Here is a 19,699-nt window from a genome sequence, read left to right on the forward strand (position 1 = left end):
ACAAAAAAACGGGCAAGGTGTCACCACCCTGCCCGTTTCCCTTAATGCACAATAATATTATTTCGCGTTGTAATTGCGCAGCGCGTTACGCCCCAGCACAATCCCCGCGCCAACCATACCGCCCAGCAGCACAGCCAGAATCAAAGTAATTGCCTTTTTCGGGCTATCGCGACGAATGGGCAACGTCGGTTTCATCACGTAACGGTAAGCGTGAACATCGAGATCATCAACGTTCAGATTTTCGATATCCAGCAGATTTTGACGAGTCTGATAGTAGTTTGGAGAAAACACCAGCGGACGGGTCGCTTCATGCTTAATCATTGACTCCAGCGCTTCGCTACCTAACAGGAACAACGTGTCCTGAGTAATATCATCCCCAGTCTGCTGAATCTGCGGCTTGATAACCTGCGCCTGATTCGCGTACTGCAACGCTTCCTGAATCTGGCGGATACGCAAATCTTTCTGCTCCTGCGCCACCACTTCCTGCGTTTTCAGAGAATCCTGTAAGGATTTCATACGCAATGCAATGTTGTCCTGTAAATCCTTGTGCAGTTCCACGTTCACTTTATCGTCAACTTGCTGAATATAAGCGGCAAGTTGCTTCTGAGCATCTTCCGCAGTCGGCCCGACATAAGAGACAACTAACGGCAATGGCTGATTTTTAGCAGAAGGCTCGATAGTCAGCTTTTCAGGTTCTTCCTGATTATCCAGCGCTTCGGCTAAAGCAGAAAACGTAGTGCTGTAACGGCTAATAAGCGAAGCCTGAAGATCCTGCACTCGTGTTGCAGCCTGACCGTAGATAGCATTCATGACATCGGTATAGCCAGCGATTTGCCCCACATCGGGTTGGGTGATGATAGCAGTGGAAGTCCATTTTTCTTTGACAACAGCCAGATAGCCTATTGCGAGGGTTATCGCCACAACGACAGAGATGATAATTGTCATCTTGCCACGCCACAATTTCATTAATAAGTCAATTAAATCAATCTGTTCCGGATCATAGTTTTGCCCGGATACATTATTATTTTCTACTCTCATCATTACCCTAACAGGCGAAAATTTCAGGTCGCTATAGTTTAGCGATAATCCTCATGAATGCTATAGGATAAATAATAAAATTAATGAATAATCATACAATCGGCGAACCACCATCAGGGCGATAATCGCCCTGATTACAGTAGGTTAATCGCTACCAAAGAGATCGCGAGTGTAGACCTTATCAGCGATATCTTTAAGCTCTTCTGCCATACGGTTGGAGATAATGATATCGGCTTGTTGTTTGAAGGTGACGAGATCACGCTCCAGACGCGAGTTGAAAAATGACTCTTCCTTCATTACTGGTTCATAGATGATTACTTCTACGCCTTTCGCCTTGATACGCTTCATAATTCCCTGAATAGAAGACGCCCGGAAGTTATCTGAACCACTCTTCATAATCAAACGATAAATGCCAACCACTTGCGGCTTACGTGACAAAATAGCATCTGCAATAAAGTCTTTACGCGTACGGTTAGCATCGACAATTGCCGAGATCAAGTTATTCGGCACAGACTGATAATTCGCCAGTAGTTGCTTAGTATCTTTCGGCAAGCAGTAGCCACCGTAACCAAATGACGGATTGTTGTAATGGTTGCCAATACGCGGGTCAAGGCAAACACCTTCGATAATCTGACGCGTATTGAGACCTAAACTTTCTGCATAACTATCCAGTTCGTTAAAGTACGCCACACGCATTGCCAGATAGGTATTGGCAAACAGTTTAATCGCTTCTGCTTCGGTTGAGTCGGTGAACAAAGTCGGGATATTTTGCTTAATGGCCCCTTCCTGTAATAACGCAGCAAAACGCTCTGCACGTTCAGAACGCTCACCAATAACAATGCGGGATGGATGAAGGTTATCGTAAAGGGCTTTGCCTTCGCGGAGGAATTCTGGGGAAAAAATAATGTTCTCAGTATGATATTTCGTCTGCATTGCCGCGGTAAAACCAACTGGGACAGTGGACTTGATAACCATAACTGCAAGTGGATTTATTTCAATGACATCCTGAATGACAGATTCCACGCTAAACGTATTAAAATAGTTTGTTTTTGGATCGTAATCTGTAGGTGTTGCGATAATTACATAATCTGCATCCCGGTAGGCTTCATTTTTATCTAACGTGGCGTTAAATCGAATTTCATCTGACTGCAAAAAATTTTGAATCTCTTTGTCAACGACAGGAGATATCCGATCATTCAGCATAGCAACGCGTGACGGTAAAATATCTAATGCCACAACCTCATGATTTTGTGCGATTAGAAGCCCGTTTGACAAGCCTACATAACCGGTACCGGAAATGGTGATTTTCATTTCATGCTCTCAGAATTAACTTAACTGTGAATCATGATGTTTTAGCATCCTGATAAAAGTTAAAATTTTTAGCGCTACGCTGATCCCAGCATCAGCGTAGCAACAAAATCAGACTTTACTTATAAGAGTAGCTGATATTTATTAAGTTAATATTAAGCAATGAAATTTAATCTATAGGATTATTAGCAAAAAAACCCGGCAATATATGCCGGGCCTCAATTTATTGCTGATTAAATTAGATTAATCCAGCCATTCGGTATGGAACACACCTTCTTTATCAATACGCTTATAAGTATGCGCACCAAAATAGTCACGCTGTGCCTGGATCAGGTTCGCAGGCAGGACAGCGGCACGATAGCTGTCGTAATAAGCAACCGCCGCAGAGAAGGTTGGAACTGGGATACCGTTTTGCACTGCATAAGCGACGACATCACGCAGTGCCTGCTGGTAGTCATCGGCGATTTTCTTGAAATACGGAGCTAACAGCAGGTTAGCGATTTTTGGATTTTCGGCATACGCATCGGTGATTTTCTGCAAGAACTGCGCACGAATAATGCAACCAGCACGGAAAATCTTCGCGATTTCACCGTAGTTCAGATCCCAATTGTACTCTTCAGACGCGGCACGCAGTTGAGAGAAGCCCTGAGCATAAGAAACGATTTTGCCAAGATACAGCGCACGGCGAACTTTCTCGATAAACTCCACTTTGTCGCCTGCTGGCTGCGATTGCGGACCAGAGAGAACTTTAGACGCGGCAACACGCTGCTCTTTCAGAGAAGAGATATAACGAGCAAACACAGACTCGGTAATCAACGACAGTGGCTCACCGAGATCCAGCGCGCTCTGGCTGGTCCATTTACCAGTGCCTTTGTTGGCCGCTTCATCGAGGATCACATCAACCAGGTAGTTACCGTCTTCATCTTTTTTGGTGAAGATATCTTTGGTGATATCAATCAGGTAGCTGCTCAGCTCACCGTTATTCCACTCGGTAAATGTCTGTGCCAACTCTTCGTTGGAGAGATTCAGGCCACCTTTCAGCAGTGAATAAGCTTCGGCAATCAACTGCATATCACCGTATTCAATACCGTTGTGAACCATCTTCACATAGTGACCTGCGCCGTCTGCGCCAATATAGGTAACGCACGGTTCGCCATCTTCAGCTACGGCGGCGATTTTGGTCAGGATTGGCGCAACCAGTTCATAGGCTTCTTTCTGACCGCCAGGCATGATGGAAGGACCTTTCAGCGCGCCTTCTTCACCACCGGAAACCCCCGTCCCAATGAAGTTAAAACCTTCAGCAGAAAGCTCACGGTTACGACGAATGGTATCCTGGAAGAAGGTGTTACCACCATCAATGATGATATCACCTTTATCGAGGTATGGCTTGAGGGAATCAATAGCAGCATCCGTGCCTGCACCTGCTTTCACCATTAACAGGATACGACGAGGCGTTTCAAGAGATTCAACAAACTCTTTTACCGTATAGTAAGGAACCAGTTTCTTGCCTGGGTTTTCGGCAATTACTTCTTCCGTCTTTTCACGAGAACGGTTGAAAATAGAGACGGTATAACCACGGCTTTCGATGTTGAGCGCAAGATTGCGCCCCATCACTGCCATACCGACGACGCCGATCTGTTGCTTTGACATTGTTTACTCCTGTCAGGGATAAATATCGTGTTAAGTGATTTAGTGATTTAGTGATTTAGTGATTTAGTGATTTAGTGATTTAGTGATTTAGTGATTTAGTGATTTAGTGATTTAGAAATTGACATTAAAAACCCAAAGAGCACAGAAACAAATTATTTCTTTCTCATTTTTGGCCTGAATTTTTCAGTATTTCTTAATGAAGATGAATCCCAAAAAGCACGCCATATAACGGGGAGTTGAGAGAAATTGCATTTTAATACACACAACAATGCATATCCTAATCCCAAAACAATCGGTTTTTGCCTAACAAAGAAATTGGTTCCATATGTTTTATGGAGATAGAAAACATTTCTAAGCATATAATATCCTTTCCAGGAAAGAAGATCATTGGCTTGATTGTTAACCAAAAGGCGGTATGCTTTGGCTTGAAGATCGCACTGGATCTGAATTCCATTCCTTTTAGCTTTAATCGCGTATTCAATATCATCACAAAAAATAAAGAACTTAGGCTCTGGATAGCCTATTTTTTCAACAACCTTCCTCGAAATCAATGGACCTTCAAATGGAATAGCTTCAATGTCTACTTTCCCTGACTTATTACCAATTGTATCTAAGTAATTTTTCAATGGTGTTCCTTTAGGATTTAACTTAAATGGATTGGATAAATCATAAGTTAACGGCGAAAGTTCTGCACAAGATTCATCTAAGTTATATCTAACAGGTTGGACAATACCATCTATATTATTTGATATTAATATTTCAAGACAATTCACTGTAGGCATCAAATCATCATCCATTAACCAAAGATAATCATAACCATATTTTTCCGCCTCTATGAACCCTCGATAAAATCCTCCAGCCCCACCTAAATTATCCCCTGTATTTTCATACACCACCAATTCAGAGAGTCTGCTCGAAATAAACATCTCCGTACCATCTGTACTATTATTATCTATTATCAATATTTTTTTTAGTGGATAACTTTGGTTCAAAACAGCATCTATAACTTTCAGCAATAATTCTTTTCTATTATAGGTTACAATTATTGCGATTACCTCTTTATTCACCTGAACCTACCTCTTTTCGGAATGCATTTAAAGCTGATTTGATAACTTGATGCATGTCATAATATTTATATTCCGCAAGACGTCCACCAAAAATCACATTTTTTTTCTGTTTAGAAAGATTATAATACATTTTATAGGTTTGCATGTTTTTTTCATCATTTATAGGATAATAGTATTCATCTCCTTCTTCGAATTCTTTTGGGTACTCTCGAGTAATGACTGTATTACACTGGTCACCAAATTCAAAAAATTTATGTTCTATAATGCGAGTGAATAAGTATTTTTTATCGATATAATTTACGACAGCATTCCCTTGAAAATTATCAACATCCAGTAATTCATGCTCAAATCTTAATGAACGATAATCCAAAGCCCCAAATTTGTAGTCAAAAAACTTATCAATAGGCCCTGTATAAATAATTTTTTTTGCAACAGAATCCCAATATTTCTTTTTCTCAAAATAGTCAGTGCATGTTTCGACTTCAATTCCATTTAATAAGGCATCGATTAATTTATTATAACCGCCGACTGGTATTCCTTGATACCGGTCATTAAAATAATTATTGTCGTATGTAAACCTAACAGGGAGCCGCTTTATAATAAATGGTGGCAATTCAGTGCAAGGTCGCCCCCATTGTTTCTCAGTGTATTCCTTAATCAAACAATTATAAATATCTTTTCCCACTAAAGAAATTGCTTGTTCTTCGAGATTTCTTGGTTTGTTTCCACTTATTTCACTGCTTTGTTTTTTTATAATCTCTTTGGCCTGTTGAGGAGTTATTGTCTCCCAGAGTTGATTAAAGGTATTCATGTTAAAAGGTAAATTAAAAATTTTACCTTTAGAAAAAGCTAATGGTGAATTTATGTATTGGTTAAACTCTACAAATTGATTTACATAATCCCATATTTCTTTATCGTTAGTGTGGAATATATGAGCGCCATATTTATGAACATTGATCCCTTCAATATTCTCACAATATACATTACCACCAACATGTTCACGACGCTCAATAACCTTGATCTTTTTGTTTATTTTTCCTAATTCATGTGCAAAAACACTTCCAAAAAGACCGCTACCAACAATTATATAATCATACTTCACTTTAATCTCCCTCTAAAATGTTTAAGTTGTTTATGAAAATAAACCGCTGGTTTAAATAAATACAACGGATAAACACATAGTGACTTCAATTTTTTTAATAATAAAAAAGGAATATGTTTTAATATCAGCTCAGGTTCAAAAGAGTCCAATTCAAATTTTTCACAATAGGTATCAACAATATACCTCATATTCATAAAATAATTACTAGTTGGTAGTCTTAAAGATAACAAAGTTAACGTAAAGAACTGATTTATAATCACAGTTTTAATAAATGTGGATTGTGACCTGCCATATAAAAAAGATACTCCTTTTAAAATATCAAGATATTTATTATCATTAAAAAAAGTTATTGCTCCTTGTCTCTGTCGATAAAAATAACAAACGCTGTTAATATGGTATAAACGTTTTGCTCTATCTAATAATAACGGGATTAATGCAACATCTTCATAATACCACCCCTTAGGAAATATTTCATTGTCAAACAGGTAACGTCGATAAACTTTATTCCAAGCAAAAACGGGCTTAGATTTATAGAAATCGGGATCTACTCTTTCAACCATTTGGGTTATATAGCCTATTTCGGAAACAACAGGGGGGGCTCGTTTATTAAAAAACCTTATAAAATCAAATGACAATATGTCAAAATCATACATATCAATGATATTGATTATTTTTTTTATAAAATCCCTATTAACAACATCGTCTGAATCAACAAAGGAAATGTATTTACCGGAGGATTTCAATAACCCATAGTTACGTGCGTCTGAGAGCCCACCATTAGATTTCGAGTAAATCTTAACGATTTCAGGGTATTGTAATGAATACTCTCTCATTAATTCAAAGGAATTATCCGTTGAACCATCATCAACAACAATAACTTCACATCTATTAAGATAACACTCATGGACGTCTAACAGCAAACTATTTAGGCACTCAATTAAATATTCTGATACGTTATATACAGGAAGAATAATTGACAATACAATTTGATTTTCAACAAGTGAAAGGGGGTCTTTACAAGAAAAGTTTCTCATTTCTTTTTCCATAGATACCAGAAGCATAAAATAATAATTGTTAATAAAACTCCTCTACACATTTATTACCAAAAAGGCAAATATTATAGCCATAAGTATAATGGTCATCCTTAGTTATATTCGATCCAATCTTTATATTAAAAAGACAGAGGAGCAATATCATAATTAAATAAATAGGAAGGATAATTCTAGGTGTTACTTTATTTGAAGCAAAGTATATAGCGGTAAATACCAGAATTATAGTTATTGGTTTAAGAAAATCACTGATTCTGGCAAAAATCAATATATCAATTGACATCGCTCGAAGTAGGACGAAAAGTATAACAAACTTTATCATTAAATCAAATTTTTCGGGTAACAATTTAAACAAACAAACAACCATTCCCAAGACAATAGTCATTGAGATGACACTATACATCTTTTCCATTCCCGTCTTTGGAACAAAATATTCAGAATAAAAATATGTCAAAAAACGACTATTTAGAAATGTAAGAATAAACTTCAAAACATCTGAAAAAATGTTATAAAATGAAGCAACAAGAAGAAAAGGGAATATAACCAATAGGTATCCAACCTTTATTTTTCTTAGAGCAACATAAAAAGGCAATATAAACATGGCTGCAGAATGAAAAAGAACACTTAACAAAATCGCCATTACAAAAGAAAAATCCTTTTTTCTTTTTAGCAACCCATAACATAGCAATAGGGCCGATAATGAAGATCTAATTTGATTAAATGACAATAAGAAATAAAACGAATAAAATGACAATAGCAACCCAACCACATAAAAATTATTTATTCTTGTTATATAATTCTCTAACACCAATTTTATTAAAAAATAAAGTGCTGCAGAGTAAAAAATAGCATATATTAAAAATACAATCTGTTCATTTCCACCTATATAATAAGAAAAATAACTTATATACTTAAATGTATCGTCTAAATATATCTCATCTGTATATTTAAGCTGATTGAAATAATCAACATATGACATAAAATCAATGCCGACGTTATATCTTATAACTGACACTATTGTCGGAGGGATTAGCGAAAAAATCAAAAGGACTTTATAGTTATTAAATAACATCCCTATTGAGGTTACGTACAAAAAATAACATATTGAAAAAAACAAAAGAAAGTTCATTTAATTACCATCAAACCTTTATTCATCAAGAGCCTATCTCAACAGGGCAAGATTACGAAAGCCCGCTTCTCGTAAGGACTGATGCCAGATAGTTTCTGTCCATGGACAGTTTTTCGCATCTTACGTCTTAACCCTGTCTTGAATACATTATTATTCGTCAAAATATTAATAGCGGTGTGCCGTATCCCTGAAAATAATTCTGCTGCGTTTCCTCTTCTTATTTTGCAGTCGTCTTCATTCATTACCACATCCAGACGCCAGTGCAGCTTATTCTCCACGTGCCAGTGATTTCGGATCGCTGTGGCGAACTTCTCTACAGTTAAATCAGCAGAACTGATATAACATCTGACCATTATTCGGGTTCTTTCTTTTGTCTGCTATTATAGACCGAAAGGAGACTGCCACGCATAATTTCTTCGGTCCTTTCCATTCAAACGTGAAATCGATAATTTCATCAGGGACATCACAAATAATATGAAGACGGATTTCGTCTCTACCGTGGCTTTTTTCACTAATTGCGTAACTGTCATGCTCTGGATTATTTAATTCTTTCAGTGGAAATTTTTCCTCAAAGGCTTTATTAAGCCGCCCCTGATTTCCTTTTACAGCGAATAAATAATCACCTCCCTGTTTTTGTATCTTCTCAGCAATATCTTTCAGGCAACCCATCGCATCAGTTATGATAATTTTCCCTTTAATATCCAGCATGTTAAGAAGTTTATGGATAGTTGTAATCTCATTAGATTTCTCATCCGTCTTAATCTGTCCGATAACCAGACTGAGCATTGTTGAGAACACACTAATGATATGAATCGTTCCCCTGCGGCGACTCTTGTCATAAGAGTGCCGGAGCGTTTTTCCATTAATTGCAATAACGTCTTTATCATCTGAAGAATGACAATCACGCATCCAGTTAATAAAGCACTCATGAAATTTTGCAGGACTGATACAGGATACAACTCTGGCAATAGCATCGTGAACAGGAATATCATTTTCAAAATCACCATATTGCTTCAAAAAATCGGGATGTGTTTCCCCGAGATCCTCTATATCTTCCCAACCTTCGGCACCAGAAATAACGGCTCAAATAGTCAACAGTAGAATATCTGACAGTTTATGTTCCACTTTCCAGACTTGTCTGTAATCTGGAATAACAGAAATATGTTCCATCAATTTTTTAAGTTCCATTTTGTCCTCCTTAATTATGTAAGGAGTATTTGATCATGTATAAGCAATGAAAAACAGCTCTAGGTAATAAGAAATATCTCAATCATTGAACATTTAGTGCGAATTATTTAGTACAAAAAAGCAGCGTTACGTGCTCTTTTCTTGGCGAAACACCTAGTTCGAAAGACTCTAGGGTATTCGAAATGCACAAAGTGTTGGTCCATTTATTGAGCGGGAGTATTATCCACAATAACAGTAATCAATATCTTGAATACACGACCCAATCATTTTAATTTGTCAGATTTTTAAAACACTCAATTTGCTTTAGAATCGCCTCTTCGAATTCCGGCTTTATTTTTCCAATGTCAATCACATGATTTATAATTTTATTATTTTGGAGATAATGATATTGCGTTGAATTGGCAATTCCAAATAAATTTATCAAACATCCCTTAGACAGATATTCATCTATTACTATTTCCGCCATCGTATCATTTCTTATTTTATAATTCTCACCAGCACCCCATATGAGTTTATCTCTTGGATGAGGTATTATAATATCATGTTTAGTCAGTGTAGATATAAATTTCTTTATTACATTTTCAGCATCGATGTAGACCTCATCAAAATTAGGACATAGATATATATTAACCACTTCATGTTTTTTTGACTCGACAGGAAAATCAGAAAAGTTTTTTTTACTATGTAAAGGAATATACTCCACATCATCGATGATATTTTTAAGATAATTAGTTGAATAGTGTGTTTTAATTAGTTTTTTAACCCCATGTAAATTCCTTATTCTATTTCCCATAAGATAATATTTAATCCTTACAGATAGCTTTTTTTTCTTTTCGATGTAGAAAAAGGAATTTGGTACGTAATTAGCCGTTCCATCATCAAACGTATATATGTTACTAAACTTATTCCTTGAAATAATTGTTTGAATAAATGGATCATCAATACTTGAAAAATAAAAGTCTACAGATTGTTTTTTGGTCACTCTATACAAATAATTCAACAACCAAATCTGTTTTAAGAGTCGTTTATACGAATGCGAACCTCCAATAACTATATAGTCAATACCAGAACACGATAGTACATTTTTTTCTCTATCAGACAACTCTTCAGATAAATAAACAAACATAACATCTTTAATACTTTTGGCTTTAATCAACACTCTTGCATAATACGCCTGAAATATGGTTCGGCATATAAATAAATTCATGTCCCCCCCTTATCCTTATTATATATTTACTTATGCAAAAAACCTCATCCCCAAATAATTCTCCTAATTGGCATCCGCCATGAAAACCCACACACTTTCGTGGCTAACCACCACGTAGCTAAAAATCTAATAAACATAGATATTGAGAATGCGATAGCTACTCCAGTTATTCCTGAAAACTTCATCAATATCAATAACAGAACTATATTTGCGCCCCCACTGCTAATGGTTACAATTGATAATTTCCCCGTACACTTTGCATAAAATAAATAATTTGTAACCATAAGGTACATACCATTAAAAGCCTGTCCTAAGCAAAGCCAGCCAATAATATCTTTTGCTTTCAGATACGCCTTTCCGGCAACTAACTCAACAACGAAAGGCCCAACCCAAAAAGAAAGCCCCCCCAAAAAAGCAACAACAATAAAAAATAGATATGTAAACCTAATCAGTGAATTTATTTTATTTACGTCATTTAACGACAGAACATTAAACAACCAAGGCACTAATGCTTTATTTAACGCATCAAAAAAAACCGTCATTCCCAAACTTAACTGAGCCGCCAACATATATATTCCGGCCTCACTGACACCTAATACACCATTAATTAAAACTCTATCTAATGCGCTTAGACAAAAAATTCCTAAGACATGTGGTATCAAAGGAACTCCAAAATATAGAGCATCTCTAATATTCGAAAAATTAATTCCCGTAAATATGATTAATTTACTCTTATGTAAACTATAGAGACTAATCAGTGCATATACTATACTTACTATAAATAATGAATTTACTCTGCTAGATGCTCCCTGACACATGTAAATTAAAAAAATAATAGTTAACACGGATACAACGACCCCTTGGCTGATCTGTAATACACCAAACCAAAAAGCTCTCTCACGGATCTGCCATTGTCCCAAACGAAATTGAATTATAAATGTCGCCCCAGAAACCGCAACTGATAGATATATCCAGTTTTTTGGAATTGTCAACAATGAACTCAATAGGTCAGATAACAATAGAGATAAAAGAAGTAATATCGTACAACTTAAAATTAATATATAAAAACAGTTTGTATTGTAAGCAGCCAGTTCATTTTTTGAATTTACATCATAGTAGCGCCGATTTGCAGCACCAACTGTATTTAAACCTGTTAGAGAAGACAATCCACTTACTAATATTTGGAACATGGCTATTTGCCCATATTCATAAGGTGTTAGATTTCTTGTCAGCACAGGAAGCAACATAAATGGAATTAATGCATTGAATATATTTGATATCAAGTAAATACTTGAGTTTTTATATATACTCATACGTTTGACTCATTATCCGCATTTATCTTTATATCATAGAATTTTTTTACATCTTTCTTATTATTTATTATAAAACTCTTAATTATATTTAAGGCATGACTTAAAGCGTTATCACGATAATAAGGATTTCCAGACAAAGAAGTTTTATTCTTAAAATCATGCGTTTGGCTTAAAAGTATGGAATGATAGATATCATATGTCTTACAATCAGTATCAATTACAGAATTTCCACGGACTCGCCCTTTTTGTCTATTGCCTATATTTATAGTCGGGATTTTCAAAGATGGTATCTCTATTAGTCCAGATGACGAATTTCCAATTAAACCTTGAGAATATTTACATAATGCAATATATTCTTCAGGTTCAGTTGATGGAATAAACCGATTCTTATTCTGTTGGCAATACTTTTTTAACCTAATAGCAATCTCGTCGGCTTTTGTATCAGAGTTTGAACCAATAAAAATGAAATCAAAGCAAGCTTTTAATAAATCCAATGCTCCAAGTAGTTCCTCTATTTGTGTAATTGGTGATACTTCATTTAATGTTTCAGGATGAAAAACCACCATAAAATAGGGACGAGCAAGAGAACCGAATTTATTTTCGAGCTCCATTATAGTTGGCAATGTCATCTTAATAACGTTTTCAGCTCCAAGGGCTCCTATATTATGGACCAAGTCAGGATGTTCTCCCATTTGGATAACCCTATCACGGTATTCATCGGTTGATACCAGATGAAGATTACTCATTTTTGTTATAGCATGGCGTATAAATTCATCGTAATTTCCTAATGTTTGCTCACCTCCATGCAAATGTATAATTGGTAAATTATGAATTGCGGCGGCAATAGCTACTGATAATATCTCATATCGATCACCTAATATAATTATAGCATCAAACTTATTACTTTCAAAGTAATCACCAAATTCTGTTTGACATTTTGCCATTGTTTTAAGAATACCAGCATTAGAACTATTATCTATATCAATATTAATTAACTTTTCTATCTTTAAACCATCATTTTCAATAAATTTATACGTCAATCCATATTTTTCATCACAATGCATTCCCGTAGCAATAATTGTTAGTTTAATATCATCTTCTTTATCTAATTGTAGTAATAATCTCTTCATTATACCGTATTCAGCACGTGAGCCTGTAACATATAATATATTCTTCATTTCATTACCTCTTCCAAATCTCGCTCAAGTTGCTCATAAGCTTTTTTTGTAAAATGCAATCCATCACTAGTAAATGAATGTTTAAGGTTACCAAATTCATCATAAAATGACTCTGAAAGCGGAACCCAATATACGTTATTTAAGCATTTAACATGATGAAATAACAAATGATTCAACTCATTAATAATATAATTGTTGCGATCAACCCTTCCATTTACGGGAGGCACAGCTAAGAGATAAATCTTAACATTCGAATTTATCTTCTTTAACTCCTCAATTATTTTGGTTGTCCAATAAATAGTGTACTTTGCAGTCCAATTCTCAAGCACGATATCATTTGTACCTGAGTATAAAAAAACAATATCTCCGAGATTTGAGATAAGCCTTTTTTTTAAAACAAACTGATAATATTGCTCGCTATTTATTCCAGCGATACCATAATTATTAACTTTTTTCCCTGCTAAAGTATCAATTCCCCAATAATCAAATAGAGAATGACCGATTAATGTAATAGGTGCACTAGGATTTATCTCATTAAACTTTTCAGCAATGCGATGTTTAATTTGTTTTATTAGCAATTTCTGCTTCATTTTTTTGGTTGCTAACGAAATCGCTATTTCAAAATCAACTCGATCATCAATATCAACAGAATCTTCCTTATTCATTATATAAGCAACACTGTCAGAACCAAAAAAATGTTTTTTCTTTAAATAACTATCATTGCGACCAATAAAGATCGCTCCATTAGGTGAATATTCTTTAACATTTTGTCGTCGATAGTTACTGAAATCACCTCCAAAATTTGTTAATCTATGTGACTCATCTAATGGCTTAATTAATTCTGAATTCTTATTACTCTCTGTTACCGATACTAAAAAATTTATTCCTTTCTTGGACTCAAATAAATCAATAGACTCTTGTATATGTTTGGCATTTCGAAATGGTGACGTAGGTTGCAACAAAACGAAATAATCAAAACCTCTATATTTTTTTAAAATATCTTCTATTACCATAAAAGATGTTGCAGTATCACTTGCAAGTCTCTCATCACGCATCACAACTTCAGCGCCATACTTCTCGGCAATATATTTATATTCTATAGAATCTGTTGAAACAATTACCTTAGAGAAACATTTAGAACTTATGGCAGCATCTATTGTATAAACAATCAATGGTTTCCCGATCAACATCAGTATATTTTTATTAGCTAACCCTTTCGAACCAGAACGTGCTGGTATAATAGCCAATCTATTTACCATTATTATACCTCTTGAGCAACAAAACCAGACTGAATGATCAGTTGATCTTCATCGAAATCCCTCTCTGCTTTTTTACCCAATAGCTCATACCAATACATAGGACTTATTCCATTCCCAGGTCGCTTTATCGTAATATTATCAATTGTAAAAACTTCTCCTTTTTTTATATTACGCTTGGCTACGATAGATTTTCTCGCTACAATTTTATTCTTCCGCTCAGATTTAGTAACTAATTTAATATAACTACCAAGAGATTTCTCAACTTCACGAATCCCCTGACACAGGAGACGTAATTCTTCAGGAGTTACAGATGCTTTATGATCTGGCCCTTCGAAATTTTTATCCAGAGTAAAATGTTTTTCAATAAAAGTAATCCCATAGGGCACTGCCGCTATTCCAGCGAAAAATCCAGGAGAATGATCTGAGAATCCTATATTATATTCTTTAAACTCTTTCTTTAACCCATGAATTGAGTTTAGATTCACATCCTCAAATGGTGTAGGATATTCAGTATTGCAATGTAATATCGTTATATTTTCTGGAGACATTCCATTTTTATTAAAAACATTTAAACACTCTCTTATTTCATCAAGCGTCGCCATTCCTGTCGAAAGAACAATTTTTTTATCCTTTATTGGTAATCGACAAATCTTTTCTAGATACGGTAAATTAAGGATTTCTCCTGAAGGAATTTTCCACATTTTTTGATTCCGCGATGCCAAAAAATCAATCGACTCAAGATCAAATGGAGTTGAAAAGACATCAAGACCTAACTCTTTTGCATACTCTTCAAGCTTTATAAACTCTTCATAAGGTAATTCAAGCCTTCTTGTCATTTCTAACTGGGATTCCTCATTCCCTGTAACTTTTTTCTGATATTCAGCTTTAGGCGCATACTTCGAAATTAATTGATCCGCTTTGAATGTCTGGAATTTAACTGCATCAACACCTGCGGCTTTTGCCTCTTTAATCATTTTCTTGGCAAGAAAATAATCACCATTATGATTACAACCAATCTCCGCCACAATATATACTTTACTCATTTTCACCTTTCTCTTATTAATCTTGTTGGTGTGCCTGCAACAACCACATTATCAGGAATATCACGAATAACTACTGACCCTGAGCCTACAATAGTTGACCTGCCTATTTTTATTTGACCATTCACTACACTACAACTACCTATAAAACTTTTCTCCCCGATATATACATCACCATTGAGGACTACATTAGTTGAAACATTTGTACAATATGAAATATAATTCCCATGCTCTATCAAAGCCCTAGTATTAATAATAACGCCATCTTCTAATTGTGAATCGCAATTTACTATAGCCATTTTACCAATGTAAATACATGTTCCGATAGATGATCTCATTGAAACAATTGCCGTTTTATCAATGACATTTATGGTGTCAAGCTTTAGATCTCGTATTTGTCTTAACCACAATGCTCTATCGTCAGGATCACCAATGGCAATAAAATAATAATAATCAGTTGGCAAACGAATATCACTTAATGAATGACCAACTATCGGATATCCTTGATGCATTCCTGATTTAAGAGAGTCAATAAATCCTTCAAGAACGTACTCATCATGATCCAAACTATCTATTACCGCTTTAGCAAACCCACCAGCTCCGATAATGATTAATTTTTTCTTCATTTACGCACCATAAGTGTGGTTCAGTATTTGAATTTATCTTCCACAGAAGGATCCATAAGACACGCTACCGCCCCTGGCTTAACAGCTACCAGCGTACTGCAGGAATATATTTTAGAATCAAAAAACCTTCTCAATTACTTGATATAATGAAAAGATACTATTCTAATTGTCTTACCAATTCGTTCTGGAAACAAGGAAAATCCTGGAAAATTTAACTAAAAGCCTATTAATAACTCATTATTATTATGGTGTTTTATAAAACAACAACGACAAGAGTCTTCGTTGCGATTCATTCTCACCGCGAATCTTCACTGTCGTTATAATTTTCTTATCAACCGTTACATTCGGTCAGTTCTTTATTCGCTTAACAGCTTCTCAATCCCTTTGCGGAACTTCGCTCCTTCTTTCAGGTTGCGTAGTCCGTACTTCACAAATGCCTGCATGTAGCCCATTTTTTTACCGCAGTCGTAGCTGTCACCCGTCATTAACATTGCGTCAACGGACTGTTTTTTCGCCAGTTCAGCAATTGCGTCAGTTAGCTGAATACGCCCCCACGCACCGGGTTGAGTCCGTTCCAGTTCAGGCCAAATGTCTGCAGAAAGCACATAACGACCAACCGCCATGATGTCTGAATCCAAAGTCTGCGGCTGATCGGGTTTTTCGATAAATTCAACAATGCGACTGACTTTGCCTTCACGATCCAGCGGCTCTTTAGTCTGGATGACGGAGTATTCAGAAATGTCACCCGGCATACGTTTTGCCAAGACCTGACTGCGACCCGTTTCGTTGAATCGCGCAATCATGGCGGCAAGGTTGTAACGCAGCGGATCTGCGCTGGCGTCATCAATAACAACATCAGGCAGCACCACGACAAACGGGTTGTCGCCAATGGCGGGTCTGGCGCACAGAATGGAGTGACCCAAACCTAAAGGTTCACCCTGACGCACGTTCATAATGGTTACGCCCGGCGGGCAGATAGACTGTACTTCTGCCAACAACTGACGTTTAACACGCTGCTCAAGGAGCGATTCTAATTCATAAGAAGTATCGAAGTGGTTTTCGACTGCGTTCTTGGACGCATGAGTCACCAGGAGGATTTCTTTGATCCCAGCAGCCACAATTTCGTCAACAATATACTGAATCATGGGTTTGTCGACGATCGGTAGCATCTCTTTGGGAATCGCCTTAGTGGCAGGCAACATATGCATTCCAAGTCCCGCTACCGGTATAACTGCTTTTAAATTCGCCATTATTTTCCTACCTCTAAGTGGCTGATAGTGCATAATTTATAGGCATAGGTTAGACCGGACAACAACACTACACACCATCAGCATCTGGGTTATTTAGATTACTCGGAAATCCATCTACTGATAATTTAATCAGTACCTCTTTCCGAATAATCGTAGCCCAACCAGGTTCTTTTTTCTCTGACTCGCCTACATTACTCAGAAACAAACGTTATATCGTCTTTTTTGGCATGAACGAATTCATACTGTAGAGTACGATCCAAACCTTGCGACAGTGTATATGGTGCTACAAAACCTGAAGAGTGTACTTTCGTTGCATCAAACTGTGTTGTTGCGCAGAATTTTTTGACTCGTACAGAGCTGATTGCGTATTTTTTGCCTGTAATTTTGCTCAGGATATCAAAACAATATCCGCCCAACATCCCTAACGGGTATGGCAAGTGCACGGATGGGATTTTTTTGTTCAGACTTTGCTCGACTTCAGCAACCAGTTGATTCATATTCAGATCTGGTTTATCAACGTAGTTATAAACCTCAGATCCTGCGGCAACATTCTTCAGCTTGTACTTGATAAACTCGATAATGTTTCCAATATAAGCCATAGATTTATAATTGGTTCCCGCGCCAACCATCATAAACTTGCCGCCAGTAATCTGTTTCAGCAGGTTATAGACGTTACCACGGTTACGCTCACCGAAGATAACAGTAGGACGGATGATGGTTAAAGAACGCTCTGTTGGCGATTTGTTGTACCATTCGCGCAGAACTTCCTCTGCCTGCCACTTGCTCTTGCCGTAGTGGTTGAAAGGATCGTGTGGATGGTTTTCGTCAGGATTGTGCTTGTTCAGGCCATAAACGGCAACAGAACTGGTGAAAATGATGTTTTTGACACCATTTTTTTCCATAGCCGCGAGCACATTGCGGGTTCCCTGAACGTTCACATCATAATAGAGAGAAGTAGGACTAACATCATCGCGGTGTTCCGCTGCCAGCAGCACAACGGTATCAAATCCAGCCAGAGCCTGGTCAAGGACCTGTTGATCGCGAACATCGCCAATCTGCGTAATTTCAGGGTAAAAGTGGCTTTGCTGTTTGTCCAGATTCTTGATATTAAAGTCAGCAATTGCCGTTTCAATTAGTCGGGTTCCTACGAATCCGGAACCCCCTATGAGCAAAACGTTATCGTTCATAAATCACTTTAGTCTGGTTGTTACGTAAGAAACACAAGATAAAGATGAGTACCTTCCCTGAGTAGTCAATGCTGCCCAGTCCCAGCTTTAACAGTTAGTATGGGGATTATAATCTTTTAGAACATTATATCCAGTAAGTTTATGAATGGTCGCAAATCTCCTCCCCTCTTCTGGCTGTCGAAAGTTAATCTTTTCCACATTAATAATACGGTGATTACCTCTGTCGATATCGACGGAGCTTTGTTCTTTTCATTCACAGCATGAACATTTTCCAGCAACGAGCGTGTTTCGGCCTTTGCCATAAACCAGTCACAGACGTCTTCGCGCAGGGCTAATCTCATGGTCAATACTGACGAGCGACGAATACAAATATATTATTGATATTTAATAAAAAATAAGTCAAAACCTGTCGTATTGTTCCAACAAAGCACACTTCATTTCAATGCGGGTCAGCACGATCAAAGAGGGATTTCCTGCGAAGATTTAGATTCTGCGTAATTTCCAAGCACGGTTAGCATTATCAAGATGAATATTATCTGGTCCGAAGTTTTGCAGTATGGAGAGATATTTGCCTTTAATCGCACCGTAGCCGATTAACATCTCCACACTTTTCATTACATCAATATTATCAACCACGAAATTATCACTATTGCAAATACAAGCTGTTGTATTATCAATCCCCATTTTCCTACTGGAATCTGGCGTGATATTGCAAATGGTGGAATGCCAGTCATCCTCAACATGGCGTAGCGGTCAGCAGCCAGATTTGTGATATTCGTCACAACAACGTTTTATCCTGCCAGAATGTATCCCGTTATCCATTCCGCAAGAAACGCTGGGTGGTGATTAAGGTATTTGAATATTGACTCTCCAGTAATGCAGGAGGCAGTGTTACAACTAATGGATTATCAGGTAAAACCATTAGCAATTTTCAGGAATTATATGAAGCGTATTTCACGACGCTTTTTAGTACATTCTTTAGGCTGGTGACTTTTAATACAACATCCCCTTGTACAATATTTGTTAACCAGAATTATAATTCTCTCACGTACAACAAATGATGGATATTGTGCCGATAAGCTCCAGGATAATGTCGGATAAATGGTGC

General features: G+C 36.7%; 15 protein-coding genes and 2 pseudogenes. All 17 read right to left on the minus strand.

The genetic code is table 11. The annotated features are described in order from the left end of the window. Positions 1 to 57 precede the first annotated feature (57 nt). Positions 58 to 1,038, minus strand: a complete 981-nt coding sequence (gene wzzB / locus EA14781_RS05715; protein ID WP_002461856.1) for an LPS O-antigen chain length determinant protein WzzB — start codon at positions 1,036 to 1,038, stop codon at positions 58 to 60. A gap of 144 nt (positions 1,039 to 1,182) precedes the next feature. Next, a complete protein-coding gene (ugd, locus tag EA14781_RS05720; RefSeq protein ID WP_000704902.1) occupies positions 1,183 to 2,349 on the minus strand; it encodes a UDP-glucose 6-dehydrogenase in 1,167 nt (388 codons plus the stop codon). Between the two features lie 240 nt (positions 2,350 to 2,589). After that, positions 2,590 to 3,996 carry an NADP-dependent phosphogluconate dehydrogenase gene (gene gnd / locus EA14781_RS05725; RefSeq protein ID WP_000043473.1) on the minus strand — a complete coding sequence of 469 codons (1,407 nt, stop codon included), beginning with the start codon at positions 3,994 to 3,996 and terminating at the stop codon, positions 2,590 to 2,592. Between the two features lie 152 nt (positions 3,997 to 4,148). Next, on the minus strand, positions 4,149 to 5,063 hold the full coding sequence (locus EA14781_RS05730) for a glycosyltransferase family 2 protein (RefSeq protein WP_001031647.1): 915 nt from the start codon (positions 5,061 to 5,063) through the stop codon (positions 4,149 to 4,151). Then, entirely contained in the window at positions 5,056 to 6,165 is a 1,110-nt protein-coding gene (gene glf / locus EA14781_RS05735) for a UDP-galactopyranose mutase (RefSeq protein WP_000872944.1), read from the minus strand. The genes EA14781_RS05730 and glf overlap by 8 nt, the downstream gene beginning before the upstream one ends. Next, positions 6,162 to 7,211, minus strand: coding sequence for a glycosyltransferase family 2 protein (locus tag EA14781_RS05740; RefSeq protein WP_105212613.1), 1,050 nt, complete (start codon positions 7,209 to 7,211; stop codon positions 6,162 to 6,164). The genes glf and EA14781_RS05740 overlap by 4 nt, the downstream gene beginning before the upstream one ends. Before the next feature lie 28 nt (positions 7,212 to 7,239). Continuing rightward, a complete protein-coding gene (locus tag EA14781_RS05745) occupies positions 7,240 to 8,343 on the minus strand; it encodes an EpsG family protein (RefSeq protein WP_001010142.1) in 1,104 nt (367 codons plus the stop codon). A 52-nt stretch (positions 8,344 to 8,395) separates the two neighbouring features. Beyond that, positions 8,396 to 9,531: pseudogene (locus EA14781_RS05750) on the minus strand (ISAs1 family transposase). A 268-nt stretch (positions 9,532 to 9,799) separates the two neighbouring features. Beyond that, the gene (locus EA14781_RS05760; RefSeq protein WP_001048134.1) at positions 9,800 to 10,738 is read right to left on the minus strand and encodes a glycosyltransferase family 52; all 939 of its coding nucleotides are present in this window, start codon (positions 10,736 to 10,738) and stop codon (positions 9,800 to 9,802) included. Positions 10,739 to 10,782: 44 nt separating this feature from the next. Next, complete coding sequence (locus tag EA14781_RS05765) at positions 10,783 to 12,051, minus strand: lipopolysaccharide biosynthesis protein (RefSeq protein ID WP_002461853.1); 1,269 nt, start codon at positions 12,049 to 12,051, stop codon at positions 10,783 to 10,785. Next, a complete protein-coding gene (neuC, locus tag EA14781_RS05770; RefSeq protein ID WP_000789920.1) occupies positions 12,048 to 13,229 on the minus strand; it encodes a UDP-N-acetylglucosamine 2-epimerase in 1,182 nt (393 codons plus the stop codon). Before neuC ends, EA14781_RS05765 begins: the two co-directional genes overlap by 4 nt. Further along, entirely contained in the window at positions 13,226 to 14,488 is a 1,263-nt protein-coding gene (locus EA14781_RS05775; RefSeq protein ID WP_000248196.1) for a cytidylyltransferase domain-containing protein, read from the minus strand. Before EA14781_RS05775 ends, neuC begins: the two co-directional genes overlap by 4 nt. A 2-nt stretch (positions 14,489 to 14,490) precedes the next feature. Next, positions 14,491 to 15,531, minus strand: coding sequence for an N-acetylneuraminate synthase (neuB, locus tag EA14781_RS05780; protein WP_000049446.1), 1,041 nt, complete (start codon positions 15,529 to 15,531; stop codon positions 14,491 to 14,493). Positions 15,532 to 15,533: 2 nt separating this feature from the next. Next, positions 15,534 to 16,154 (minus strand): acetyltransferase, encoded by a 621-nt coding sequence (locus EA14781_RS05785; protein WP_000727832.1) that lies wholly within the window; start codon positions 16,152 to 16,154, stop codon positions 15,534 to 15,536. A gap of 356 nt (positions 16,155 to 16,510) precedes the next feature. Next, a complete protein-coding gene (galF, locus tag EA14781_RS05790; protein WP_001284967.1) occupies positions 16,511 to 17,404 on the minus strand; it encodes a UTP--glucose-1-phosphate uridylyltransferase GalF in 894 nt (297 codons plus the stop codon). 191 nt (positions 17,405 to 17,595) lie between these two features. Beyond that, positions 17,596 to 18,591 carry an N-acetyl-alpha-D-glucosaminyl-diphospho-ditrans,octacis-undecaprenol 4-epimerase gene (locus EA14781_RS05795; protein ID WP_000999481.1) on the minus strand — a complete coding sequence of 332 codons (996 nt, stop codon included), beginning with the start codon at positions 18,589 to 18,591 and terminating at the stop codon, positions 17,596 to 17,598. A gap of 165 nt (positions 18,592 to 18,756) precedes the next feature. Next, positions 18,757 to 19,341: pseudogene (gene wcaM, locus EA14781_RS26235) on the minus strand (colanic acid biosynthesis protein WcaM); the annotation flags it as partial. Between the last annotated feature and the right edge of the window lie 358 nt (positions 19,342 to 19,699).

The sequence above is a fragment of the Escherichia albertii NBRC 107761 = DSM 17582 genome (genome assembly GCF_000759775.1).
Lineage (GTDB): Bacteria > Pseudomonadota > Gammaproteobacteria > Enterobacterales > Enterobacteriaceae > Escherichia > Escherichia albertii.